This window comes from Mycobacterium sp. 236(2023), from assembly GCF_029623955.1.
Classification (GTDB): domain Bacteria; phylum Actinomycetota; class Actinomycetes; order Mycobacteriales; family Mycobacteriaceae; genus Mycobacterium.
Map to the genome: position 1 here is coordinate 658286 of NZ_JARSBP010000002.1, position 23587 is coordinate 681872.

Consider the following 23587-nt stretch of genomic DNA (forward strand, 5'->3'; position numbering starts at 1 on the left):
TCAACGACGGCGGCGGCAATGTGGTTACTGTCGGCCCATGCCCATCGATCCCAATGCCATCGGCGAGACCACACCGGCGCAGACGTTCAGCTGGGGCGACCGCGACACGTTGCTGTACGCGCTCGGCGTCGGCGCAGGCACCGACGATCTCGCGTTCACCACCGAGAACAGTCACGAGGTTGCCCAGCAGGTCCTGCCGACCTACGCCGTCATCGCGTGCTCGCCGTTCGCCGCGGCGACGAAGATCGGATCGTTCGACTTCAGCCGGCTGCTGCACGGGTCGCAGAGCATCCGGGTCTTCTCCCCGCTACCGCCCGCAGGCAAGCTCAGCGTGGTCTGCGAGGTCGCCGACATCCAGGACAAAGGTGAAGGCAAGAACGCCGTCGTCATGCTCAGGGCGACCGGCAGCGATCCCGATTCCGGGGAAGCCGTCGCCGAGTCGCTGACCACCCTCGTCATCCGCGGGGAGGGCGGATTCGGCGGTCAGCCCGGCCAGCGCCCACCGGCGCCGGAGATTCCCGACCGCGAACCCGACGCCCGCGTCCCGCTGCCCACCCGGGAAGACCAGGCGCTGATCTACCGACTGTCCGGTGACCGCAACCCGCTGCACAGCGATCCGTGGTTTGCTCAGCTCGCCGGTTTCCCGAAGCCGATCCTGCATGGGTTGTGCACGTACGGCGTCGCCGGGCGGGCACTGGTCGCCGAACTCGGCGGCGGGGACGCCTCCAAGGTCACCGCGATCGCGGCGCGTTTCACGTCTCCCGTATTCCCCGGAGATGTGCTGACGACCTCGATATGGCGCCTAGAATCGGGCCGGGCGGTTTTCCGCACCGAGGCGTCCGACACCGACGGATCCAATCCCCGCCTGGTCCTGGAAGACGGCGAGGTCGAATACGCCGCACAATAGGGTCGCCCAGCAAATATCGAAGCTGGGCAATTATTTGCTGTACTGGTAGCCTTCGCGATGCGCGGCGGTTGTGATCTGGACCTAGGACGCTTGCGACAGGGGTGGGCGGATGTTTGATGGTTTGCGGAGTACGTCCGCTGCCGCGATCGGTCCTGCTCTGTGGAAGTTCGATCAGTACTACTGGTTCACCGCTGTGCTCGCCGCGCGCGGGTATCAGACAGCAGCATGTCGCCTGGTAGCGCTGTGTATTGCGGCCCTGGGACTATTGCCGGTCGGCCTGTTGGCCAGCGCGTTCGGTCCGCAATCGGTCGGCGCCCGGATCGTCGCAGCGGTTGTCGCCGTCGGTTCGCTGGCACTGGCTGCATTATGGTTGCGGGATCACTGGCCGACGCGGGTGCAGTCGCTGTTCTGCGTCGCCGCCGTATCTGTCGGTGTGTGTATCTCTTCCCTGATCGTCGGCAACCCGGTCATCGGGTTTCTCGGCACCGCGACCTATGTGGTGCTCACGGTGTTCGTCGTGTATTTCCACGCCACTCGCTTGCTCACGCTGACGTGGACCATCGCCGCGGTCGCGCTCGGCGTGCTCTTCGTCCGGTTGATGGCAACCGATCTCGCGGTGGCGATCTGCGCGCTGGTGACCGTGGTGCTCCTCAACGTCTTCGTCGCGATCTCCTGCCGCGCGGTGATCAAACTGCTCAAGCCGGACGCCCACCACGGCGACATCGAGCAGCTCACCGGCCTGCTGCACCGTGACGCCTTCTACAACTCCGTCGCCACGCTGCTGGCGTCCCGCAGTCGCAGCGCGGATCAGTATCTCGTCGTCCTCGCTGTCAACATCGACAGCTTCTCGTTGCTGCTCGGGCTCTCCGGTTCGGGGGGTGGCAATCGGGCCAGGGTCACGGTCGGGCAGGCGCTGCGTGAGACCGTGCGGCATAACGCGATCGTCGCTCATGTCGCCGACGACGACTTCCTGATCGCCGACACCTTCACCACTGCTGACGCGTCGCCACTGGTCGAGCGCATCCGTGGGTCGATCGCCGCGACTCCGCAGCGGTTGACGGCCAGCATCGGCGTGGTGGTCACCCCGCTGCCGCCACTTGCGGCGGAACCGCCCGACGAGGTTCTCGACAAGTTGATCGCGATCGCCAAGCAGGCCATCGAGCAGGCCAGGATGACCGGCGGTAACCAGGTCCGCTACGTTCTGCGGCCCAACCTCGAAGACGGCCCCGGCGGGGACGGCGGCGCCGACGACGATTGGCCGGGAGCCGGCAAGACCGCCTGATTTTCGAACAATTGTTCGATAGACTGCCCGGGTGGGTTGGCATACCGGTCCGCCGAGCTGGGGCGAAATGCGGCGCGTGCTGGAAGGCAAGCCGCGCCGTGCCGGCTGGCCCATCGACGCCCAGGTCGGTGACGGCGGGGACAGCCCGGCGTGGTCGCGCAAGCGGGGGCAGTACGAGGCCCCGCATGCTCACGGCCGGGCGGCCGGCGGTACGCCCTATGCCGAGTTGCACGCCCACTCGGCCTACAGCTTCCTCGACGGCGCCAGCACGCCGGAAGAGCTCGTCGAGGAGGCGGCCCGGCTGAATCTGCGGGCCATCGCACTGACCGATCACGACGGGCTCTACGGTGTCGTGCGGTTCGCCGAGGCGGCCAGGGAGCTCGACATGGCCACGGTGTTCGGCGCCGAACTGTCGCTGGGGGGCGGAACCCGCACCGACGTTCCGGACCCGCCAGGGCCGCATCTGCTGGTGCTCGCACGGGGGCCGGAGGGCTACCGGCGGTTGTCGCGGCAGCTGGCCGCCGCGCATCTGGCAGGCGGGGAGAAGGGACTGCTGCGCTACGACTACGACGCACTCACCGAGGCGGCAGGCGGGCACTGGCAGGTACTGACCGGCTGCCGCAAAGGCCATGTCCGTCAGGCGCTCTCGGCGGGTGGGCCGGAGGCTGCCGAGGCGGCGCTCGCCGATCTGGTCGACCGGTTCGGCCGGGACCGGGTCACCGTCGAGCTCACCCACCATGGGCATCCTCTCGACAGTGAACGCAACGCCGCGCTTGCCGCTCTCGCGCCGCGGTTCGGTCTCGGCGTCGTCGCCACCACCGCCGCGCATTTTGCCGCCCCCGCGCGGGGCCGCCTGGCCATGGCGATGGGGGCCATCCGGGCCAGGAATTCCGTCGACGAGGCCGCGGGTTACCTTGCGCCGCTGGGTGGTTCACATCTGCGCTCGGGAGAGGAGATGGCGCGGGTGTTCGCCCACAGTCCCGAGGTGGTGACGGCTGCCGCAGATCTGGGGGAGCAGTGCGCCTTCGGGCTGGCTCTGATCGCGCCGCAGTTGCCGCCGTTCAAGGTGCCCGCCGGGCATACCGAGGACAGCTGGCTGCGGCAGTTGGTGATGGAGGGGGCTCGGGAGCGCTACGGGCCACCCGAACGGGCATCGCGCGCCTACGCCCAGATCGAGCACGAGCTCAGGGTCATCGAGGAGCTGAACTTTCCCGGCTACTTCCTGGTGGTGCACGACATCACCCGGTTCTGCCGGGAGAACGACATCCTGTCGCAGGGCAGAGGGTCGGCGGCCAACTCGGCGGTCTGTTACGCGCTCAAGGTCACCAACGTCGACCCGATCGCCAACGAGCTGTTGTTCGAACGCTTCCTGTCGCCGGCCCGCGACGGTCCACCCGACATAGACATCGACATCGAATCCGACTTGCGCGAGAACGCGATTCAATATGTCTACAAGACGTACGGGCGTGAGTACGCCGCACAGGTGGCCAACGTGATCACCTACCGCGGCCGCAGCGCGGTTCGCGACATGGCCCGCGCGCTGGGGTTCTCGCAGGGGCAGCAGGACGCTTGGAGCAAGCAGATCAGTCAGTGGGGCAACCTCGCCGACGCCACCCACACCGAGGACATCCCCGAGCCGGTGATCGATCTGGCCAAGCAGATCGCCAACCTGCCCCGGCACATGGGGATCCACTCCGGGGGCATGGTGATCTGCGACCGGCCGATCGCCGACGTGTGTCCTGTCGAATGGGCGCGAATGGAGAACCGCAGCGTGCTGCAGTGGGACAAAGACGACTGCGCGGCAATCGGTTTGGTGAAGTTCGACATGCTGGGCCTCGGCATGCTCTCGGCGCTGCACTACTGCATCGACCTGGTGGCCGAACACAAGGATCTTGAGGTCGACCTGTCGAAGCTGGACCTGTCCGAACCTGCCGTGTACGAGATGTTGCAGCGCGCGGATTCCGTCGGCGTGTTCCAGGTGGAGTCACGGGCGCAGATGGCCACCCTGCCTCGGCTCAAACCGCGAGTCTTCTACGACCTGGTGGTCGAGGTCGCGCTGATCCGCCCCGGCCCGATCCAGGGTGGGTCCGTGCATCCCTACATCAAGCGACGCAACGGCCAGGAGGAGGTCACCTACGACCACCCCTCGATGGAGTCGTCGCTGCGAAAGACGTTGGGAGTTCCGCTGTTCCAGGAACAGTTGATGCAACTGGCCGTCGACTGTGCCGGCTTTTCCGCCGCTGAGGCCGATCAGCTTCGTCGTGCGATGGGGTCGAAACGCTCGACGGAGAAGATGCGCAGACTGCGGCAGCGGTTCTTCGACGGGATGGCCGAACTGCACGGCGTCACCGGCGGAGTGGCCGAACGGATCTACGAGAAGTTGGAGGCATTCGCCAATTTCGGTTTCCCGGAGAGCCATTCGCTGAGCTTCGCATCGCTGGTGTTCTACTCGTCATGGTTCAAACTGCACCATCCCGCGGCGTTCTGCGCGGCGCTGCTCCGTGCCCAGCCGATGGGTTTCTACTCGCCGCAGACGCTGGTCGCCGATGCCCGAAGGCACGGTGTCGTCGTCCACGGCCCCGACGTGAACGCCAGCCTCCCGCATGCGACGTTGGAAAACCGGGGGTTGGACGTTCGGCTCGGCCTTGGCAGCGTCCGGCACATCGGCACCGAGCTGGCCGAGCAACTGGTCGAGGAGCGAAAAGCTCACGGCCCCTTCGGATCTCTCACCGATCTGACCAGGCGGGTGCAGCTGTCGGTGCCACAGACCGAGGCACTCGCCACCGCGGGGGCGCTGGGATGCTTCGGGATCTCGCGACGGGAAGGTCTGTGGGCCGCGGGCGCCGCCGCCACGGAACGGCCCGACCGGCTACCCGGCGTCGGGTCGGCATCACACGTTCCGTCGCTGCCCGGGATGACGGAACTGGAGCTGACCGCCGCCGATGTGTGGGCCACCGGCGTGTCACCGGACCGCTATCCGACGGAGTTTCTCCGCGACGATCTGGACGCAATAGGGGTGGTGCCCGCCGATCGGCTGCTGTCGGTGCGCGACGGCACCCGGGTGCTGGTGGCGGGAGCGGTGACGCACCGGCAGCGGCCGGCCACCGCGCAGGGGGTGACGTTCATGAACCTCGAGGACGAGACGGGCATGGTCAATGTGCTGTGTTCCCGCGGGGTTTGGGCCCGGCACCGCAAGTTGGCGCAGACCGCGTCGGCGCTGGTGGTCCGCGGCATCGTGCAGAACGCGACCGGGGCCGTCACCGTCGTCGCCGACCGGATGAGCCCGATCAACATGCGGGTCGCGTCGAAATCCCGCGACTTCCGGTGAGCCTCAGCCGATGAGGACCAGCACCGCCATCTCGTTCTCGGCCGCCGAACGATAGAACTCGCGCAGCTGGTCGAACGCCTCGCGCACGGTGCCGAGCCAGCCGGGATCGGAGGAGAAGCCGCCAGGCTCCACCCCTTCGTCGTCCATCTCCTCCGCGTCGAAATGCTCGGCGATCAGCGCCCGGTCGAAATCCATCAGCGCGCGTTCGATCTCCGCCGTCCACTGCACGTCGTTGACCGTGGGCGAGTCGAACGCGACTTCCTCGTGTCCGAGTACCGCCGCGACCAGAGGGTCGTCGAAATCCTCGCGGTCACCGTCGGGCCCCGCCAGTACGTACACCAGCGGGCCGTACGCGTTGGTCAGATCCAGCCGCAGACCTTCATCCCGGTCGCTGAGCGCCAGCGCCCCGAGCGCCGGTCCCGGCTCCCGCGCGCTGACCGCACTGGCCAGCGAATCGGCGGTCACGGCGCGGTATGTCGCGAAGTCCCCCATGGTCGAAGGCTACGCCGACGCCGGGTCATGCCGGTTGCGTCGGCGTCGTCCATACCTTGTCGATCGCGATCCGCAGGCGGAGGTCGTAGTTGCCCATCATGTCGGTCATCCCGATCTGCTCCGCGTAGGCGGAGTACTTCGCCCAGTACGCGGCGTCCTCACGCGGATCGGCGCCCTCGGCGTCGACTGTCGCGACACCACCGACGGCGATGATTCCCGACCCGTGCCCGTCGGAGTCCAGGTTCAGGCTGACCCGCTGATGGTTGCGGACACGAGACGAGGGACGGGCTGCCCCGACGTGGCCACCGTGGTGAGCCAGCCGAAGGCGTCGGACGTCAGTCGCTGGGTGACCTCGTCGGAAAAATTCACCGCCATGCACCGAATGTAGTCTCGGCGAGATGACGCTCAACCTGTCTGCCGATGAAGTTCTGACGACGACCCGTTCGGTGCGCAAGCGCCTCGATTTCGACAAGCCGGTTCCACGCGAGGTGCTCATGGAATGTCTCGACATCGCCCTCCAGGCACCCACCGGATCGAACGCGCAGGGCTGGCAGTTCATGTTCGTCGACGATCCCGAGAAGAAGAAGGCAATCGCCGACATCTACCGGACCGCGGCCACGCCGTATCTCGACGCGGAGAAGCCCACGTACGGCGACATCCGCGACGAGCGGACCCCACTCGTTGTCGACTCCGCCAAGTACCTCAACGATCGTCTGCACGAGGTGCCGGTGATGTTGATCCCGTGCCTGGAGGGTCGGCCCGACGGCGCGCCCGCCGGGATGAGCGCGGGGTTCTGGGGTTCCCTGCTGCCCGCAGCGTGGAGCTTCATGCTGGCGCTGCGTTCGCGTGGCCTCGGGTCGGCATGGACCACGTTGCATCTGATGGGCGACGGCGAGAAGCAGGCTGCCGAAGTGTTGGGCATCCCGTTCGAGAAGTACTCGCAGGGCGGGCTGTTCCCGATCGCCTACACCAAGGGCACCGACTTCAAGAAGGCCAAGCGGCTGCCCGCCGAGCAGTTGACGCACTGGAACAGTTGGTAATGCTCTTCGCGCAAGCGCTCATCGGAAGGTAGTCACACAGCTCCTGGAAATCCGTGCTGACGCCACGCCTCGTAGACCGCGACCGCTGCGGCGTTGGACAGGTTCAGTGAGCGCCTGCCGCTGAGCATCGGGATGCGCAGCTGCGACGTGATGTGCGGGTCGGCCAGCGTTTCCTGGTCGAGGCCGGTGGGTTCCGGGCCGAACATCAGGACGTCACCGGGCTGATAGGCGACGTCGGCGAACGGCTTGGTGGCGTGCGCGGTGAACGCGAACACACGAGCAGGCATCAGTGCCGACCACGCCGTATCCAGATCGGGATGCACGGTGACGGACGCGAGGTCGTGATAGTCGAGTCCGGCGCGGCGCAGCTTCGGTTCGGACAGGTCGAAGCCGAGCGGTTCGACCAGATGTAGTTCGCACCCGGTGCCGGCCACCATCCGGATCGCGTTGCCGGTGTTGGGTGCGATGCGCGGCGAGTAGAACAGCACCCTGAACACGACCCGCCACCTTTCCTGTGTGCTCGACGGCCACGAAATCCCCGGCCGATCGCGAAATTTACGTCCATTGCTCCACGGCCACGCGGCCGGGGCGGCACGCCACCGGTTGTGTTTGCAATTTCCGCGGATTTGCTGAGCGAATTGTTTCGGATCGTAGGGATTGGACCACCGCTAAGCAGGGTAAATACGCCTTGTCGAGTGGAGGTATTCATGACGGGCGACAATTCACCACATTTAGCCACTTTGGCCGATGTGTCGCTGATCGGTGATTCGCCGATGATGCGGGTGATGAAGAACGAAGTGGTCAGCCGTGAGACCCACGACCGGTTGGCTTCGATCTGTCGCTACGAAGAAGGGCTGGACTGACCCGCAGTCAGTCCAGGCAGGTTTCGTAGCTGGCGATGGAGACCAGGCCCGCGAGGGTGTCGAGGTCGACCACCTCGCTGCTCATTGCCCGCATCATGGGTGAGTCGCCGATTTCCGAGGCATCTGCCAACAGGGCAACCTCGACGCCGTTCCGGACCATAGTGCACCTCCGTTGTGCTGGTTCCTTACTCCCAAGCTACGCGCGTCCTGATCAAATTCTTCGCGGCCATCAGCGCGTGTCCGACTCGGACCGATAACGATCTTCTACCGGTTCACCGGGGCAATTCCGTCGCTGTCGGCGGCGCTCGACCACGCCTTTGCTGGCAAGCAACGCCCCGCACCGGTGGGCGTGTTTGCGGGGTGGCGCTGGGCGTTGCCAGCTGTGGAAAGGGCACGTATGGGCTGGCATACTCGTGCAATCGCCAGGCTCGCCCAGTTCACGTCCCCCGTGCATGAGGGCGCCATCCGCAGGAAGCCTTATGAACGACGCTCGATCCGTGATCTGCGCGCGCCCGCTCGCCGGCGCGGGTAATCGATGAAGCCCGACAAACGGCCGTCCCGGTTGGCGCTGTCCAACTGGCCGGTGCGGGCGAAAGTACTGGCCATCGTTCTCGTCCCGCTCGTGCTCGCGTGCGTGTTCGGCGGGCTGAGGGTGTCGACGAGCGCGACCGCGGCGATGGACCTTCGGGAGTCCGCCGACCGTGGCGCGATGGTGCCTGCCGTCGTCGACTACATGGCCGCCCTCGAACGTGCGATGGTGACGGCCACCGAAGGCGCGGACACCTCCGCGGCCCTGGCGGAGTTCGACTCCAGCAAGACCGAGCTGCACCATCTGCTGGAGGCGACCGACGTCGACGACAGCGTCCGGCTCGCGACGAACACCCTGATGGACTACGGGCAGGACCTGCTCGACAAGATCGCTGCCAATACGGTCGATCTGCGCGCCCGGGTAATGACCTACGCGCCGCTGCTGATCACCGCAGAGACGGCCATCACCGGGCTCGTCGGCCCAGACGATGCGACGGTGCGTGCCGAGGGGGACGTGCTGGCGCGCGCTGTCGGTGCCCGTGGGCAGATGGCCATGCAGCGCATGCTCGTCACCCGAGGCGGGGAGCTTCCCGAGCCCGAGCTGCGCTCGGCGATCGTGACGATCGCAGGTACCGAACCCGCCACGGTTGCCGCGATGGGCACCTTCCTCGGCGGCACCACCGACCAGGCGGCGGCGCTGCGCTCCGAGATGGTCAAGCGGCTGTCTGTTATCTCAGATCCCGGGGCGGTGCTGGTCGGCAACCCTGATCTGCTGGCCTCCCAGCAGATCACCGGCGACATCGCCGACGGCGTCATCGCCCAAACCTCCGATGCGATACCGGCCACCGTCGGCGGTCAGGCCGATGCGGCGCGTACCGCCGCGATCAGGGATGCCGCCCTCGTCGGCGCCGCGATCCTCATCGCGCTGATCCTGGTCACCCTCGTCGCCCGCTCGCTCGTGCTTCCGCTGCGGACACTGCGCGACAGCGCGTTGAAGGTCGCACACGAAGACCTCGCCCGCGAGGTCGAGCACGTGCGCAGCGACGGCAAGGAATTTCCGGTGCAGCCCATCCCGGTGCGCACCTCCGAAGAGGTGGGCCAGGTCGCGCATGCTGTCGACGAGCTGCACCAGCAGGCGATCATGCTGGCCGGGGAGCAGGCGCGTCTTCAGCTTCAGGTCACCGACATGTTCGAGACGCTGTCGCGGCGCAACCGCTCGCTCGTCGATCAACAGCTCTCGCTCATCGATCAGCTCGAGCGCGACGAAGAGGACCCGGCCCGGCTGGAGAGCCTGTTCCGGTTGGACCACCTGGCGGCCCGCATGCGACGCAACGGCTCCAACCTGATGGTGTTGGCGGGTGCGCCGATGTCACGTGAGCAGGCCGAATCGGTGCCCACTGCGGCTCTGGTCAACGCCGCCGCCTCCGAAGTGGAGGAGTACACCCGGGTCGTCACCGCCGGTCTGCCCGACAGCGAGATCGACGGCGTCGTCGCGGGCGACCTCGTGCACCTGCTCGCCGAACTTCTCGACAACGCATTGCGTTACTCGCCGCCGACCACGCGGGTGACGGTCTCGGCGGTACACACCGGCAACAACGGCCTGGTCATCGAGGTCAGCGACACGGGTCTCGGCATGACGGAATCCGACCTGCGGGTTGCGAACACCCGGCTGGAATCCGGCGGCGAGGTGAACCCGTACACGGCCCGCCACATGGGCCTGTTCGTCGTGGGCCGGCTCGCCGCACAGCACGGCCTCGTCGTGCGGCTGCGTAGCACCGTCGCCGGCCAAGCGGATTCCGGAACCACGGCCGGGGTCTACATCCCGAGCCGTCTGCTGATCCACGCCCGCGCCGAGGTACGCAACGGCAGCGCCCGGCGGGTGCCCGCCGACGCCCATGCCGGTCTGGTGACCGCTCTGGCTCTCGAGGGCGCGCGCTGGCCGGCGGCCGCACCCACCGTGGTCCCTGACCCTGCGCCCGCTGCCGAACCCGTTGCACCCGTCGCCCAGCCTGCCGCGGAGCTGCTGCCCCAGCGGCGCCCCGGCGCCAGCGGTATCACCGAGACTCCGGCCGCACCTGCTCCGCCGCGGCCGGAACCTCCGGCGCACGAGCCGCCCGTGCGCACCGATGTGTCGTCGTTCTTTTCCGCGCGGCCCCAGCCGCAGGTCGAGCCCCAGCCGCAGGTCGAGCCCCAGCCCGCCCCTCCCCGCGCCGGGCACGCCACGATCGACGATGACGACGACGCGATCTATCAGAAGATGCTGTCCGAGTGGCTCGTCGACCCGCACGAGCTGTCGCAGAGCTCCGACCTCAACTGGAAGTCGGTGTGGGACAACGGCTGGTCGGCGGCCGAGGCCGCGGAAGCCACCCCGGTGCGCGATCACACCGTCGACGGGCTTCCGGTCCGGCAGCCGGGCGCGCGACTGGTCCCCGGCCACGCGGAAGAACGGCCGGTACCATCGGCCGACGAGCCCGAGAACGGGCACGCGTTGCCCGTCCGCGACCCGGACGCGGTGCGTGCCAGCATCGGGGGCCACTTCGGCGGCGTGCATGCCGGCCGCCGTCGAGCCCAGGAAACGGGAGGGACCGACTTCCAGTGAGTGCGCCGACGGAACCCGGATCTTCGCTGGACTGGCTGGTCGCCAAGTTCGCCCGCGAAGTGGCCGGGGTGTCGCACGCGATCCTGGTGTCGGCGGACGGGCTGCTGGTCGCGGCGAGCGAACACCTGCCGGGGGAGCGTGCCGACCAGCTCGCCGCCGTGGCGTCAGGGCTGGCGAGCCTGTCGGTCGGGGCCGCCCAACTGTTCGACGGCGGGCACGTCCTGCAGTCGGTCGTCGAGATGGAGAACGGCTATCTGCTGCTGATGCGGGTGGGCGACGGCTCCAATCTCGCCACGCTTGCCACCCGCAACTGCGACATCGGTCAGATCGGCTATGAGATGGCGATCCTCGTCGAACGTGTCGGCACGGTCGTGCAGTCGCAGCGCCGCTCCCCGCATCACTCGTGAGCGACAAGCCCAACCTGGTACGTCCGTACACGCTGACGGCAGGTCGCACCGATGCCGCGGTGCCGCTTCCGCTGGAGGCGCCCGTCGGTATCGTGACCCCGGCCCTGCAGTCCGGCTGGCCGGGCAACGACGTCCGCAGTCAGATCCTCGCGTTGTGCGCAGACCGGCCGTCGGTCGCCGAGATTGCCGCGCATCTCTCGTTGCCGCTCGGCGTGGCGCGGGTACTCGTCGGGGATCTGGTGATGCAGGGTTATGTGCGGGTTCACGCCACCTTGGGCGAGGCCGCGACGGCCGACGAACGACGAGAACTGATCGGAAGGACACTGCGTGGCCTCAGGGCACTCTGATCGCGTCCGCGGCCGAGCGGCGTCGACGAAGATCGTCGTCTCCGGCGGCTTCGGCGCGGGCAAGACGACGTTCGTTGGCGCGGTGTCGGAGATCGTGCCGTTGCGCACCGAGGCGCTGGTGACCAACGCGTCGACGGGGTTCGACGGTCTGGCCGCCACCCCCGAGAAGTCGACGACGACCGTCGCGATGGACTTCGGGCGCATCAGCCTCGGCGACGACCTGGTGCTCTACCTGTTCGGCACGCCCGGGCAGCGCCGGTTCTGGTTCATGTGGGACGACCTGGTGCGTGGCGCGATCGGCGCCATCATCCTGGTCGACGTCCGCAGGCTTGAGGACAGCTTTGCCGCCGTCGATTTCTTCGAGGCACGCAAGCTGCCGTTTCTGGTTGCCGTCAACGAGTTCGACGGTGCTCCACGCCATCCGCTGCACGCGGTCCGCGAGGCGCTCGCGCTGTCCGAGCACATCCCGGTGATCTCCGTGGATGCGCGCAGCCGCGAATCGGCGAAGGCCGCGCTGATCGCCGTGTCGGAGTATGCGTTGAGCCGGCTGGCGCCGACCGGCTGAACGGATGGACCCTACCGAAGCCGACCGCGAGTTCGAGGGGCAGAGCTTTCGCGACGAGGATCTCAGCCGGCTGCGCACCGAGCGGGTGGTCTTCACCGAATGCGATTTCACGGGTGCCGACCTGTCGGATTCCGAGCACACCGGATCCGCCTTCCGCAACTGCACCTTTCGCCGTACATCGTTGTGGCACAGCACGTTTCGCCATTGCAGCTTCTTGGGTTCGAATTTCACGGAGTGCCGGATGCGGCCGCTGACACTAATCGAAGTGGATTTCACGCTCGCTGTGCTCGCCGGCGCCGACCTGCGCAAGGCGGACCTGTCGGACTGCCGCCTGCGTGAGACCAGCCTGGTGGGCACTGACCTGCGCGAGGCGACGCTCGCGCGTTCTGACCTGACCGGGGCCCGCGTGCAGGACGCCCGGCTGGAATCCGCGGACCTGCGCGGCGCCCGGGTCGACCCCACGTTCTGGACCACCGCCAAACTCCGTGGCGCCAAGGTCGACATCGACCAGGCGATCGCGTTCGCCGCCGCACACGGTCTCGATATCGGCGGCTGAACTGCTCCTGTTCTCGCCCGACGACTGGCTGTTGGGCTAGTTCTTGCAGATCGCTCGTGCCACCAGCGTGGCGATCGTGCGGCAGTAGTCCTCACCGATGGCGTCGTTCGAATACAACGCGAAGGTGTGCAAGGGCGAGGTGAGCAACTGCAGGGCGACGACGGGTTTGACGTCGTCCCGCAATTCGCCGCGCTCGGCGGCTCGCCTGAACATCCCCTCGACCATCTCGCGCCGGATCGTCCAGAAATGGTTACGCGTGGTCGGGTCGACGGCCTCGGATTTACTGTCGATGACCATCATGCGAGAGATCCGGCGGCCCACCGGCTCGTTGAGGTAGGCGGCCAGAGCCAGCGCGAGTCCGGTGAGGTCGCCGTGCAACGTGCCAGTGTCGGGCAGGTCCATCGCTGCCTCGCTGTAGCTCAGCAGAGCCTCGGCGATCAGCTCGTGTTCGTTGCGCCACGTCTGACGTAGATACTCGGGGCTCAGACGGGCACGATGCGCCACCCCTTCGATGCGGAAGCGATCGACGCCCCACTGCTGCACTTCCGCCAACGCCGCCTCGATCGCGGCGGTGCGTTGCGTCATGTCGTGGTCCGACAACTCGACAACCCCCTGTCCCGGCGACGAGCGTACGGAAACCGGACGCATCTGCTGTGCCTTTCAACCAAATGCGGGGCACAGCAGATTCACAGCGTCGTACTAGGGTGGTCTGAGTGCGACTTCATTGGGCGACAAGTGTGTTGGTTTCGTCGGCGGTGTTGATCGCCGGCTGTGGCGGCGACCGGCAGGTGCCGGGCCACCCGGTCGCCGCGGCCGAGACCGGTACCGCCCAATCCGGCGATCCCGCAGCCGACATCGAAGCCATCGAGGCCACCTTCGAGCAGTACCGCAGCGAGCTGTTGGCCCAGAACGGCGCCGCCGTACCGGCATTGGTGAGCCCGTCGACGATCGAGCACTACGACTACGTGGTGGACCTCGCGCAGACGGCCGGCCCCGCCGAGATCGCCGGCACCGGCGTCATGGACCGCGTCATGATCGCCCGGTTGCGTGTCGAGACTCCGCCGGACTTCGCGTCGATGGACGGCGCCGGGCTACTCGCCTACGGCGTCGACGAGGGCATGATCGACGCGTCGTCGGTCGACGGCAACAGCCTCGGTGAGATCCGCGTCGAGGGCGACCGCGGGTACGCCGAGATGCTGTTGGACGCCGCGCCGAGCGGGGTCGAATGGGAGTTCGCCCGCGTCGGTTCGGAGTGGACCTTCGACCTGGCGGCCGGCTTTCCGTTGGTCAACGAGACGCTGTCGCAGATCGCCGCGGAAGCGGGCATGACCGACGACGAGTTCGTCTTCGACGCGGTCAGCATGGTGACCGGTCAGGAAGTCGACGCGTCGGTCTTCGATAGACCCTAGCCTGCGGAATTTGATGGCGCGACTCCTCGCACCTCGTACCTCGGCGCTTCGTCGTCACGCGGCTTTCAGCCGGATCCGCCACCTGACGAACGCCAGGTAGGCGACGCTGATCGCCGCCAGCATCCCGATGTCGAACAGCCACGCGCCCGAGGTGTGTTCCCAGTGCCGGTCCTGCGGGGTCAGCGGACCGGGCACCAATCGGATCAGGTCGACGGTCGACGCCGATGCGGCGAATCCCCACCGAGCCGGCGTGAGCCAGGACATCTGGTCAAGGACGATGCGATCGGTCACCGGGATCATGCCGCCGGAGAACACCAGCTGCGACATGATCGCGACGACCAGCAGCGGCATGATCTGCTCGGCGGATTTGGCGAGCGCCGACAGGGCAAGCCCGACCATCGCCGCGGCCACACACGTCACCGCGATGTCGGTGAACAACTCGATGCTGCGGTTGCCGATGACGGCGCCGCTCTCGACTGCCCCTGGGCCCCAGCCCTTTCCGAGAATGGCGATCGACGTGACGATCGCGGACTGCACGATCGCGAACGCGGTGAACACCATCACCTTAGCGAGCAGGTAGGCCGAGGTGGACAGGCCAACGGCCTGTTCGCGCCGGAAGATGGCGCGTTCGTTGATCAGCGCGCGGATCGTCAGCGCGGTGCCCATGAAGATGGCGCCGACGTTGAGCATGACCAGGATCTGGCCCGGCTCGTTGGGCGCCTCGCCGCCTTCCAGCGCGGTTTTGGGCACACCGAAGCCGACGTCGCCGGGCACCGACAGGGACAGGATGCCCATGATGAACGGCAGCAGCATGAGGAAGGTGAAGTAGCCGCGGTCGGAGATCACCAAGCGGATTTGGCGTCGCGCGATCGTGGACAGCTGCCGTCGCAAGCTCGTGCGCGTCGGGCTGCCGAGCTCGGATGGCGTCAGCGCGGGCGGCTGCGGCGGTGGTGGCCCGTTCTGCTGAAGGTAGCGCTGCGCGGCGGCGTCGGGGTCGCCCGCGACGGAGCTGAAGATGTCGGCCCAGTTCGTGGTGCCCATCGACGGGCCGATCTGGCTCGGCGAACCGTAGAAGGCGGTCTTGCCACCGGGGGCGAGCAGCAGCACCTGGTCGCAGACGTCGAGGTAGGTCAGCGAGTGGGTGACGACGAGGACGACGCGGCCGGCGTCGGCCAGCTGCCGCAGCATCGTCATGACCTGGCGGTCCAGCGCCGGATCGAGCCCGGAGGTGGGTTCGTCGAGGATCAGCAGCGACGGGCCGGTCAGCAGCTCGAGCGCGACCGACGCGCGTTTGCGCTGGCCGCCGGAGAGCTTGTCGACGCGGGTGTCGAGATGCTTGGTCATCTCGAGCTCTTCGAGCACCTCGTTGACGACCTGCTCGCGGTCGGCCTTCGTCGTGTCCGGCGGCAGCCGCAGCTCGGCGGCGTACATCAGGGCCTGGCGCACCGTCAGCTCGCCGTGCACGACGTCGTCCTGCGGAACCATGCCGATTCGGGAGCGCAGCGAGGCGTACTCGGCGTGGACGTCGTGGCCTTCGAACGACACCTGCCCGGACGTCGGGTGGGTGTAGCCCGCGACGAGTCTCGCGAAGGTCGACTTGCCTGCGCCGGACGGTCCGATGACCGCGGTGAGCGTGCCGGGCCGTGCCGCGATGGAGATGTTGTCGAGCAGCGTCTTGTTGTTCTCGATCGTCCAGGTCACGCCGTGGACTTCGAGGCCGCCGGTGGCGGTGGCGGCGGCGGTCTCGGTACGACGTGCCAGTGTTCCGTCGCGGAACAGCAGGTCGACGTTGCCGATGGTGACGGTGTCGCCCTCGTTGAGGTGCGCGGCGTCGACGCGGGATCCGTTGACGAACGTGCCGTTGATGCTGCGGTTGTCGCGGATCTCGGTGCCGCTGGGCGTCTGCACCAGGGTGGCGTGGTGACGGCCGGCCAGCACGTCCGGGATGACGATGTCGTTGTCGCTGGCGCGACCGATCGTGATCGACCCGGGTGGTGCCTTCGGGGGACTGCCGGGCCGCAGGATCTTCAGCATGCTCGTGGCGAGGTTGCCGTCGCCACTGCTGGACCGGGGTGCGGCCGCGGGTCCCATCACCGTGACGGGGTCCATCGCCGGCGCGGAGATGGGCTGGTGGACCGGGGCGCTGTGCGATTGCGCGACGGGGTGGGGCTGGCTCGGTGGGGGCGGGGGCGGCGTGCGATGCGGCTGGCTCGGCGGATACAGGCCGCCCTGCGTGGGCGGACGCTGCACCGGCGGGCGGCCGGTGGGGGGTTGGTGCTGCGACGGCCAGGTCGCGCTCGGGCGGCCCGGGGACTGCACGGGTACGGCCTGCGTGGGCGGCGGTGTGCCCGCGGAGCCCTGGTGGCGGCCGACCTCGAATGTCAGCAACGGCCCGTCGGGGTTGCCGACGTGGATCTGGCCGCCGTCGGCGATGTCGGCGGCGGGCACCCGGCGGCCGCCGACGAACATGCCGTTGAGGCTGCCGTTGTCGATCGCGATCCATCGGCCCTGGTCGAATCGCAGGACGAGGTGGGCGCGCGAGATCAGCGGGTGGGCGATCCGGACGTCGGCGCGCAGGTCCCTGCCGACGACAACGTCGTTGCCTGCCGCGAAGGTGCGTGTCGATCCGTCGTAACGAACGGTCAGCGTGGGGGATGCGGGTCGACTCACGGAGCCGCTCCGGCGGCGACATTAAACATCGTGACCAACTGTATCGGTAGCCGCCTATGCGGGGATGTGCCACCTAGCGGTGTCGGTGATCTGTTGCAGCGCCGTAATCTGCCCGTTTCTCACGGTGATGATGTGGGCAAACGCCGCGTCGACTCGTTCGGTTCCAGCGCGTGCCGATCCGCGGTAGGCGCCGAGGACGACGACCTGTTCGCGATTCTCGGTGGCCAGGAACTGCGCCGGCACCGGCCGGATGTCGTACAGCGAATCGATGCGCGCCCAGACGTCAGTGATCATCGCGACACGCCCATGATGTTCGCCACCTACGCCGTGTGGCATGCCTGCGCTGACCACACCCTCGAAATCGTCTGTGAGCAAATCGAATAACGCGCTTCCGTCACCTTCTGCCAGTGCGCGATAGAAGCGATGTGCGACTTCTGTGGTGGTGTTCAAGGGATCTGCTCTCTTTTTGGAGGCTATCCTCTATTTTACGCTAGAACAATGCCGCGGCCTGCCAGATACACCGTCGACGTCCTTCTCGACGCAGCCGCCGAACTGCTCGCCGCTGAAGGGCCTGCGGCAGTGACGATGTCGGCGGTCGCCCGCACCACCGGTGCTCCCAGCGGCTCCGTCTACCACCGATTCCCGACGCGTGCAGCGTTGTGCGGCGAGCTGTGGGTGCGCACCGAAGAGCGCTTCCAGGAGGGATTGCTCGAAGCGCTCTGCGCCGACGACGATCCGCAGCAGCGCTGCGTGGCGGGTGCGCTGCGCATCGTGGCATGGTGCCGCGAGAACCCCGTCGAAGCGCAGGTTCTCCTCGCCGGCCCCAACGAGCTCGGCATGGTCGACTGGCCCGAAACCGTCTCGGGGCGCCGGAAACGCTTGCAGCGCAAGTTGCGAAAGGTCCTCGGTGAACTGCCCGACGACGGCGGCCGGGTGAACGCCGCGGTCATGGATGTACCGGCGGCGGTCGTGCGCCGGCACCTGCGCGCGCGTCAGGCCATTCCGGCCAGCGCCGACGACATCGTCGCGGCGTGCGCGCGGGCGCTCATACCCCCGAACTGACCGGCTTCTCCGGTGACCCTGTCACCACGCAATGGGTGTGGCTGTAGATGGTGGCCATGCACTGGTTGCAGTGGTTGCAGATCGAGCGCTGGGCGCTGTCGGCCTGGATGCGGTTGATCAGGTCGGGTTCGGCGAGCAGAGCCCGGCCCATCGCGACGAAGTCGAAGCCCTCGGCCATCGCGAGGTCCATGGTCTCGCGGTTGGTGATGCCGCCCAGCAGGATCAATGGCATCGTCAGCTCGGCGCGGAACAGCTTCGCGTCGCGCAGCAGGTAGGCCTCGCGGTACGGGTACTCGCGCAGGAACTTCTTGCCGGTCATCCGGATGCCCCAACGCAGTGGCGGCTTGAACGCGCCCGCGAACTGTTTGATCGGCGCGTCGCCCCGGAACAGGTACATCGGGTTGACCAGTGAGCTGCCCGCCGTGAGCTCGATGGCGTCGAGTCCGCCGTCGGACTCCAGCCATTTGGCGGTCTGCAGTGACTCCTCGGTCGAGATCCCGCCGCGCACTCCGTCGGTCATGTTCAGCTTGGCCGTCACCGCGATCTGATCGCCCACCGCGCGACGCACCGCCATCACCGTGGCGCGGGCGACCTTGGCGCGATTCTCCAAGGACCCGCCGAACTCGTCGTCGCGCCGGTTGATCAACGGCGACAGGAACGAGCTCGCGAAGTAGTTGTGGCCCAGGTGGACCTCGACCGCGTCGAAGCCGACCTCGACGGCCATCCTCGCGGCGTTGGCGTGGGCCTCGACGATGTCGTCGATGTCGTCGCGGGTGGCCCGCTTGGCGAACCGCATCGACAGCGGGTTGAAGAACCGGACGGGTGCGTATGCCTTGGCCTTGTTGGAACGGGCGTTGGCCACCGGCCCGGCGTGCCCGATCTGCGCGCTGATCGCGGCCCCGGTGGCATGGATCTCGCCGATCAGCCTGCGCAGGCCCGGCATCGCCTCGGAGCGCCAGTAGATCTGCTTGCCCTCGGTCCGCCCACCGGGGGACACCGCGAGGTAGGCGACGGTCGTCATACCGACACCGCCCGCGGCAGGCAGCCGGTGATACGTGATCAGGTCGTCGGTGACCAGTGCGTTCGGCGTGGACGCCTCGAACGTCGCGGCCTTGATGATGCGGTTGCGCAGGGTCACCGGGCCGAGCTTGGCGGGAGTGAACACATCGCGTGGGGCTGTCATGTCGCTGAGCCTGTCACAATGATCGTCGTGGGTGCGATCACTTTGGACGGCAAGGCCACGCGCGACGAGATCTTCGTCGACCTCAAGGAGCGGGTGGCGCGGCTTACCGAGGCCGGCCGGACGCCGGGGCTCGGCACCGTGCTGGTCGGAGACGACCCTGGATCACACGCCTATGTCCGCGGCAAGCACGCCGACTGCGCCAAGGTCGGCATCAACTCCATTCGCCGGGACCTGCCCGCCGACATCAGCCAGGCGACGCTCGACGAGACGATCGACGAGCTCAACGCCAACCCGGAGTGCACCGGCTACATCGTGCAGCTGCCGCTGCCCAAGCACCTCGATGAGAACGCCGCACTGGAGCGGGTCGATCCGGGCAAGGACGCCGACGGCCTGCATCCGACGAACCTGGGGCGGCTGGTCCTCAACGAACCCGCGCCGCTGCCGTGCACTCCCCGCGGGATCGTCCATCTGCTGCGGCGCTACGAGGTCGAGATCGCGGGCGCGCACGTCGTCGTGATCGGTCGTGGTGTCACGGTCGGGCGCCCGTTGGGTCTGCTGCTGACCCGCCGTTCGGAGAACGCGACGGTCACGTTGTGTCACACCGCAACCCGCCACCTTCCCGAGATCGCCCGCGAGGCGGACATCATCGTCGCCGCGGCGGGGGTGCCGCACATGGTGACCGCGGAGATGGTGCGGCCGGGGGCGGCCGTCGTCGATGTCGGCGTGAGTCGTGACGATGCGGGCAAGCTCGTCGGCGACGTGGCGCCCGATGTGTGGGAGGTGGCTGGCCACGTGTCGCCGAACCCGGGTGGTGTCGGGCCGTTGACTCGCGCGTTCCTGTTGACCAACGTCGTCGAGCGGGCCGAAGTTCTCGCGTGACCGCACGGGAGTTCGTGCGCAAGGTCTTCACGGGGCAATGGCCGATCCTGGTTGTCGCCCTATTCCTGATCGCTGCGTTCGCTCTCGTCGCGGGCGGGTACTGGCGACGCGGTGCGCTCGTCTTGGCGTTCGGCGTCGCCGCGGCCGCTGCTTTGCGGCTGACGTTGTCCGACGACCGGGCGGGTCTGCTCGCGGTGCGCACACGGACGGTCGACGTGGTCACCACCGCGTCGGTCAGCGCGGCGATGCTCTACATCGCATGGACGATCGACCCGCTGGGCACCAGCTAGCCCGCGCCGTTCTAGCTCGTGGTGAACGGATTGTGTTCGGAGATGAGCTTTTCCATGCGGGCTTCGTCGAGACGGACGCGGATGCTCGCGGCCTCCTGCTGATCGCGGATGACCTTGGCCAGTGTGAATGAGCTGGCGACGAGGAACAACACCGTCATCGCGAGGAACAGCCGCTGCCACGGATCCAGCGGCAGGAAGTAGATTCCGCCGACCGCGCCCACGAAGCTCACGCCGAACGAGATGGCGGCCTGGACGAAGAATGCCGACGTGCTCTTGGAGATGTCGTTGAGTGCGTTCATGTTCCAAGTGTCGTCTGGTGGCCGGTGGGTAGTTCTACTCATGTTTATTGCCCACTAGGCATTATTGCCTATCGGGCAATATTTGGGGTACGGTCGGAGTCATGACGGGCTTGCGCGAGCGTAAGAAGTTGGACACAAGACGTGCGCTCAGTGACGCCGCGCTCGCGCTCGCCTTCGAGCGGGGGCTCGATCACGTCACCCGCGACGAGATCGCCGCGACGGCCGGGGTGTCGTTGCGGACCTTCAACAACTACTTCTCCAACAAGTACGAGGCCGTGGCCTACCGCCAGATTGAACGAATGCAATTGGCGCTGGCACGGTTTCGCGACCAACCGGCCGATCAACCGCTGTGGGATGCGATCTCGGAGTCGGTCATCGACCCGCTGCTGGAGGAAGGTGCCGCGGGTGTGGTCCCGACGGCTGCGCAACGCGACGAGATTCGCAAAGTTCTTCTGGCGCCCGAAGCCCGCGCCGCGGTGTCGAAGACGCTCGTCGAGGAGTGGGTTGTCGCTGTCGCCGACCGGGTCGGCGCCCAGCCTGGCGACATGTATCCACGCCTGGTCGTCGGTGCGATCCGTGCGGTGGGGGAAGCGGCGGTGGACAGCTACACGAGTGCCGACCCTCCCACACCTTATGTCGATCTGCTGCGTCAAGGATTTGCGGCGATAGCCGCAGGACTGCCCGAAGGGAGCACGCGAAATGCCTGAAGCACCAGTGATCATCGCGGGAGCGGGGCCGAACGGCCTGATGCTGGCGTGCGAGCTCGCGCTGGCGGGCGTGCGCGCCGTCGTCGTCGACCGGCTGCCCGCGCCCAGCGAAGAACCCAAGGCCAACGGGCTCGTCGGCCAGGTGGTGCGTCAACTCGACATGCGCGGGCTCTACGCCAGGATCGCCGAATCGTCGTCGGCACCGAAACCGGTTGCGGCATGGATGTTCTCGGGAGTCCCGGTGCCTCTCGCCGAAGTCGCCGACAATCCGGTGTACGCGCAGCTCATCGCGCAGCCGGAACTGGTCCGGCTGCTGTACGCCCGCGCCCGCGAGCTCGGCGCCGAGGTCCGCTGGGGCCACGAGGTCGTTGGCTTCGAGGACAGGGGTGACGGCATCGTCACCACCGTGGCGGCACCGGAGGGCGTCTACGCGTTCTCGTCGCAGTATCTCGTCGGCGCCGACGGCGGGCGCAGCGCGGTGCGCAAACTGGCGGGTATCGATTTTCCCGGTCACACGGCCGACACGGTGGCCCGCATCGGGCACGTGCGCGTTCCTGAGCAGTGGCGCACCGGTTCTGGCGGGCTGGACGTGCCGGGATTCGGCAGGGTCGAGTTCGGGCATACCCGGCTGGATCGCGGCGGCATCGTCTACGCCGAGTTCGAGCCGGGCAGGCCCATGCTCGGCACGATCGAGTTCGGTTCCGGGGCCGCCGGTTCGGCGTCAGATAAGAATCCGATGACGGTGGGCGAACTCCGTGACAGCGTCTCGCGGGTACTGGGTGTCGATCTCCCGATCGAGGAGCCCGCCGACGGCGGCCCACAGGCGCTGCGCCGGATCGCCGGACAGAACACGCGCCAAGCGACGCGCTACCGCGCGGGACGCGTCCTGCTACTGGGGGATTCGGCGCACGTCCATTCCGCCATGGGCGGCCCCGGTCTCAATCTGGGTTTGCAGGATGCGATGAACCTCGGTTGGAAGCTCGCCGCCGCCGCCACCGGCCAGGCCTCGTCCGGGTTGCTCGACACGTACGAAAGTGAGCGGTACCCGGTCGGGCGGCGGGTCATGATGCATTCGATGTCACAGACCGCGCTCTTCTCGCCGGGTCCCGAAATCGGCGCTCTGCGCGAGCTTTTCACCGAGCTGATGAGTGTCCCAGGTGTTGCCGGTCATATCGGCGCGCTCCTCGCGGGATCGGATGTGCGCTACGACGTCGGAGACGACCACCCGCTGTCGGGCTATCTGGTGCCGGACTTCACGCTCGCCGACGGACGTCGCGTGGCAGAACTGCTTCACGACGCGCGCCCTGTAATCGTGCGCGACGTCGTCGAGGGACCTGCGGCGATGCTTCTGCGCCCCGACGGCTATGTCGCCTGGGCCGCAGACGATCTCGCGAAACCCGGGCTGGACGAGGCGGTATCGCGGTGGTTCAGCTCAGCGTCGCGCGTATACAGACCGTGACGTAGGGCAGCGCCAGCCCGCTGCTGTTGGCGAGCGCGGGGTGGGTGTTCAGTAGTTCCCGCACCCGGTCCAGCGTATGGGTGCGCACCTGTTCGGGCGACGTGATGCAGTAGCTGCGCGAGGCAACCAGATCGACGACAGCCTGCGGCGTCAGGTAGTTCGTCCACTCGACGAGGTGTCGCTCCGATTCTCCGAACGGCGCGGCGAACTCGACCATCTGGCTGAACGGGTCGACCTCGTGGCCGATGATCTTGCCGAGATCCTTGACCCAGCCCAGCCTTTCGTCACGGTTGTTCCACACCAGGCCGAGTCGGCCGCCGGGCCGCAGCACGCGGGCGATCTCCTTGACCGCCCGCTCCTCGTCGAACCAGTGCCATGCCTGGGCGACCAGTACGGCGTCGACGCTGTCGTCGGGCAGCGGGATCTCCTCGGCGGTGCCCAACAGTGCAGGCGTGTCGGGCAGCGACGACGACAGCAGTTCCAGCATCTCGGGGATCGGGTCCACCGCAATGACATTCAGTCCGCGTTCGACCAGCCGGGTGGTCAGTTTGCCTGTGCCGGCGCCGAGGTCGAGCACGTCGAGGACATTCGAACCGGCGTCGGGCAGGAGCCAGTCGATCGCCTCCGGCGGGTACGACGGACGACCTCGTTCGTAGGCGGCCGCCTCCGCGCCGAAAGACAGCGGGCGGGGATCCGGTGACGGACTCACCGCCCG

At 67.6% G+C, this 23587-nt stretch carries 25 protein-coding genes and 1 pseudogene; 16 read left to right on the forward strand and 10 right to left on the reverse strand.

What is annotated here, in order from left to right:
• Window positions 1–37 precede the first annotated feature (37 nt).
• The 3 genes from P9A17_RS05735 to P9A17_RS05745 all read left to right on the forward strand — a co-directional run bounded on the left by P9A17_RS05735 (window position 38) and on the right by P9A17_RS05745 (window position 5517).
• Window positions 38–907, forward strand: coding sequence for a MaoC/PaaZ C-terminal domain-containing protein (locus P9A17_RS05735; protein WP_278037616.1), 870 nt, complete (start codon window positions 38–40; stop codon window positions 905–907).
• Between the two features lie 109 nt (window positions 908–1016).
• Entirely contained in the window at window positions 1017–2189 is a 1173-nt protein-coding gene (locus tag P9A17_RS05740) for a diguanylate cyclase (RefSeq protein WP_278037617.1), read from the forward strand.
• A gap of 31 nt (window positions 2190–2220) precedes the next feature.
• Window positions 2221–5517, forward strand: a complete 3297-nt coding sequence (locus tag P9A17_RS05745; RefSeq protein ID WP_278037618.1) for an error-prone DNA polymerase — start codon at window positions 2221–2223, stop codon at window positions 5515–5517.
• Between the two features lie 3 nt (window positions 5518–5520).
• On the opposite strand, the gene P9A17_RS05750 is transcribed toward P9A17_RS05745, so the two are convergent.
• Complete coding sequence (locus P9A17_RS05750) at window positions 5521–6009, reverse strand: DUF1877 family protein (RefSeq protein ID WP_278037619.1); 489 nt, start codon at window positions 6007–6009, stop codon at window positions 5521–5523.
• A gap of 25 nt (window positions 6010–6034) precedes the next feature.
• Window positions 6035–6384 (reverse strand): annotated as a pseudogene (locus P9A17_RS05755) (TIGR03667 family PPOX class F420-dependent oxidoreductase).
• A 23-nt stretch (window positions 6385–6407) separates the two neighbouring features.
• On the opposite strand from P9A17_RS05755, the gene P9A17_RS05760 reads away from it, so the two are divergent.
• Entirely contained in the window at window positions 6408–7049 is a 642-nt protein-coding gene (locus P9A17_RS05760; RefSeq protein ID WP_278037620.1) for a nitroreductase family protein, read from the forward strand.
• 32 nt (window positions 7050–7081) lie between these two features.
• On the opposite strand, the gene P9A17_RS05765 is transcribed toward P9A17_RS05760, so the two are convergent.
• Window positions 7082–7546 carry a tRNA (cytidine(34)-2'-O)-methyltransferase gene (locus P9A17_RS05765; RefSeq protein ID WP_278037621.1) on the reverse strand — a complete coding sequence of 155 codons (465 nt, stop codon included), beginning with the start codon at window positions 7544–7546 and terminating at the stop codon, window positions 7082–7084.
• A 210-nt stretch (window positions 7547–7756) separates the two neighbouring features.
• Between P9A17_RS05765 and P9A17_RS05770 the strand changes: the two genes are divergently transcribed.
• Window positions 7757–7912, forward strand: coding sequence for a hypothetical protein (locus tag P9A17_RS05770; RefSeq protein ID WP_278037622.1), 156 nt, complete (start codon window positions 7757–7759; stop codon window positions 7910–7912).
• A gap of 7 nt (window positions 7913–7919) precedes the next feature.
• On the opposite strand, the gene P9A17_RS05775 is transcribed toward P9A17_RS05770, so the two are convergent.
• Window positions 7920–8072, reverse strand: coding sequence for a hypothetical protein (locus P9A17_RS05775; RefSeq protein ID WP_278037623.1), 153 nt, complete (start codon window positions 8070–8072; stop codon window positions 7920–7922).
• Between the two features lie 375 nt (window positions 8073–8447).
• Between P9A17_RS05775 and P9A17_RS05780 the strand changes: the two genes are divergently transcribed.
• From P9A17_RS05780 to P9A17_RS05800, 5 genes are read left to right on the forward strand one after another with little or no spacing between them, the layout of a single operon-like run.
• A complete protein-coding gene (locus tag P9A17_RS05780) occupies window positions 8448–11039 on the forward strand; it encodes an ATP-binding protein (protein WP_278037624.1) in 2592 nt (863 codons plus the stop codon).
• On the forward strand, window positions 11036–11446 hold the full coding sequence (locus P9A17_RS05785; RefSeq protein ID WP_278037625.1) for a serine protease inhibitor: 411 nt from the start codon (window positions 11036–11038) through the stop codon (window positions 11444–11446). Before P9A17_RS05780 ends, P9A17_RS05785 begins: the two co-directional genes overlap by 4 nt.
• The gene (locus tag P9A17_RS05790; protein WP_278037626.1) at window positions 11443–11793 is read left to right on the forward strand and encodes a DUF742 domain-containing protein; all 351 of its coding nucleotides are present in this window, start codon (window positions 11443–11445) and stop codon (window positions 11791–11793) included. The genes P9A17_RS05785 and P9A17_RS05790 overlap by 4 nt, the downstream gene beginning before the upstream one ends.
• Window positions 11774–12358, forward strand: a complete 585-nt coding sequence (locus P9A17_RS05795) for an ATP/GTP-binding protein (RefSeq protein ID WP_278037627.1) — start codon at window positions 11774–11776, stop codon at window positions 12356–12358. Before P9A17_RS05790 ends, P9A17_RS05795 begins: the two co-directional genes overlap by 20 nt.
• Before the next feature lie 4 nt (window positions 12359–12362).
• Window positions 12363–12914: a pentapeptide repeat-containing protein gene (locus P9A17_RS05800; protein ID WP_278037628.1), complete on the forward strand. Its 552-nt coding sequence runs from the start codon at window positions 12363–12365 to the stop codon at window positions 12912–12914.
• Window positions 12915–12950: 36 nt separating this feature from the next.
• Here the strand turns inward: P9A17_RS05800 and P9A17_RS05805 are convergent, their stop codons facing one another.
• Window positions 12951–13499 (reverse strand): TetR-like C-terminal domain-containing protein, encoded by a 549-nt coding sequence (locus P9A17_RS05805; protein WP_278037629.1) that lies wholly within the window; start codon window positions 13497–13499, stop codon window positions 12951–12953.
• A gap of 128 nt (window positions 13500–13627) precedes the next feature.
• Between P9A17_RS05805 and P9A17_RS05810 the strand changes: the two genes are divergently transcribed.
• The gene (locus P9A17_RS05810) at window positions 13628–14323 is read left to right on the forward strand and encodes a hypothetical protein (protein WP_278037630.1); all 696 of its coding nucleotides are present in this window, start codon (window positions 13628–13630) and stop codon (window positions 14321–14323) included.
• Window positions 14324–14377: 54 nt separating this feature from the next.
• Here P9A17_RS05810 and P9A17_RS05815 read toward each other — a convergent pair whose 3' ends face one another.
• Window positions 14378–16993 (reverse strand): ATP-binding cassette domain-containing protein, encoded by a 2616-nt coding sequence (locus P9A17_RS05815; protein ID WP_278037631.1) that lies wholly within the window; start codon window positions 16991–16993, stop codon window positions 14378–14380.
• Between the two features lie 54 nt (window positions 16994–17047).
• Window positions 17048–17443: a nuclear transport factor 2 family protein gene (locus P9A17_RS05820; protein WP_278037632.1), complete on the reverse strand. Its 396-nt coding sequence runs from the start codon at window positions 17441–17443 to the stop codon at window positions 17048–17050.
• A gap of 48 nt (window positions 17444–17491) precedes the next feature.
• Here P9A17_RS05820 and P9A17_RS05825 point away from each other — a divergent pair, with 48 nt between their 5' ends.
• Window positions 17492–18055, forward strand: a complete 564-nt coding sequence (locus tag P9A17_RS05825; protein ID WP_278037633.1) for a helix-turn-helix domain containing protein — start codon at window positions 17492–17494, stop codon at window positions 18053–18055.
• On the opposite strand, the gene P9A17_RS05830 is transcribed toward P9A17_RS05825, so the two are convergent.
• Entirely contained in the window at window positions 18039–19238 is a 1200-nt protein-coding gene (locus tag P9A17_RS05830; RefSeq protein WP_278037634.1) for an NADH:flavin oxidoreductase, read from the reverse strand. The genes P9A17_RS05825 and P9A17_RS05830 overlap by 17 nt on opposite strands.
• Before the next feature lie 27 nt (window positions 19239–19265).
• Here P9A17_RS05830 and P9A17_RS05835 point away from each other — a divergent pair, with 27 nt between their 5' ends.
• Together P9A17_RS05835 and P9A17_RS05840 are read left to right on the forward strand one after the other, a co-directional pair.
• Window positions 19266–20117, forward strand: a complete 852-nt coding sequence (locus P9A17_RS05835; protein ID WP_278038617.1) for a bifunctional methylenetetrahydrofolate dehydrogenase/methenyltetrahydrofolate cyclohydrolase — start codon at window positions 19266–19268, stop codon at window positions 20115–20117.
• Window positions 20114–20407 carry a DUF3017 domain-containing protein gene (locus P9A17_RS05840; protein ID WP_278037635.1) on the forward strand — a complete coding sequence of 98 codons (294 nt, stop codon included), beginning with the start codon at window positions 20114–20116 and terminating at the stop codon, window positions 20405–20407. The genes P9A17_RS05835 and P9A17_RS05840 overlap by 4 nt, the downstream gene beginning before the upstream one ends.
• Window positions 20408–20418: 11 nt before the next feature.
• Here the strand turns inward: P9A17_RS05840 and P9A17_RS05845 are convergent, their stop codons facing one another.
• Window positions 20419–20706 (reverse strand): YiaA/YiaB family inner membrane protein, encoded by a 288-nt coding sequence (locus tag P9A17_RS05845; protein ID WP_278037636.1) that lies wholly within the window; start codon window positions 20704–20706, stop codon window positions 20419–20421.
• 101 nt (window positions 20707–20807) lie between these two features.
• Here P9A17_RS05845 and P9A17_RS05850 point away from each other — a divergent pair, with 101 nt between their 5' ends.
• Window positions 20808–21413: a TetR family transcriptional regulator gene (locus P9A17_RS05850; protein WP_278037637.1), complete on the forward strand. Its 606-nt coding sequence runs from the start codon at window positions 20808–20810 to the stop codon at window positions 21411–21413.
• Window positions 21406–22872 carry an FAD-dependent monooxygenase gene (locus P9A17_RS05855; protein WP_278037638.1) on the forward strand — a complete coding sequence of 489 codons (1467 nt, stop codon included), beginning with the start codon at window positions 21406–21408 and terminating at the stop codon, window positions 22870–22872. The genes P9A17_RS05850 and P9A17_RS05855 overlap by 8 nt, the downstream gene beginning before the upstream one ends.
• On the opposite strand, the gene P9A17_RS05860 is transcribed toward P9A17_RS05855, so the two are convergent.
• Complete coding sequence (locus P9A17_RS05860) at window positions 22841–23581, reverse strand: class I SAM-dependent methyltransferase (protein ID WP_278037639.1); 741 nt, start codon at window positions 23579–23581, stop codon at window positions 22841–22843. The genes P9A17_RS05855 and P9A17_RS05860 overlap by 32 nt on opposite strands.
• Window positions 23582–23587 lie beyond the last annotated feature (6 nt).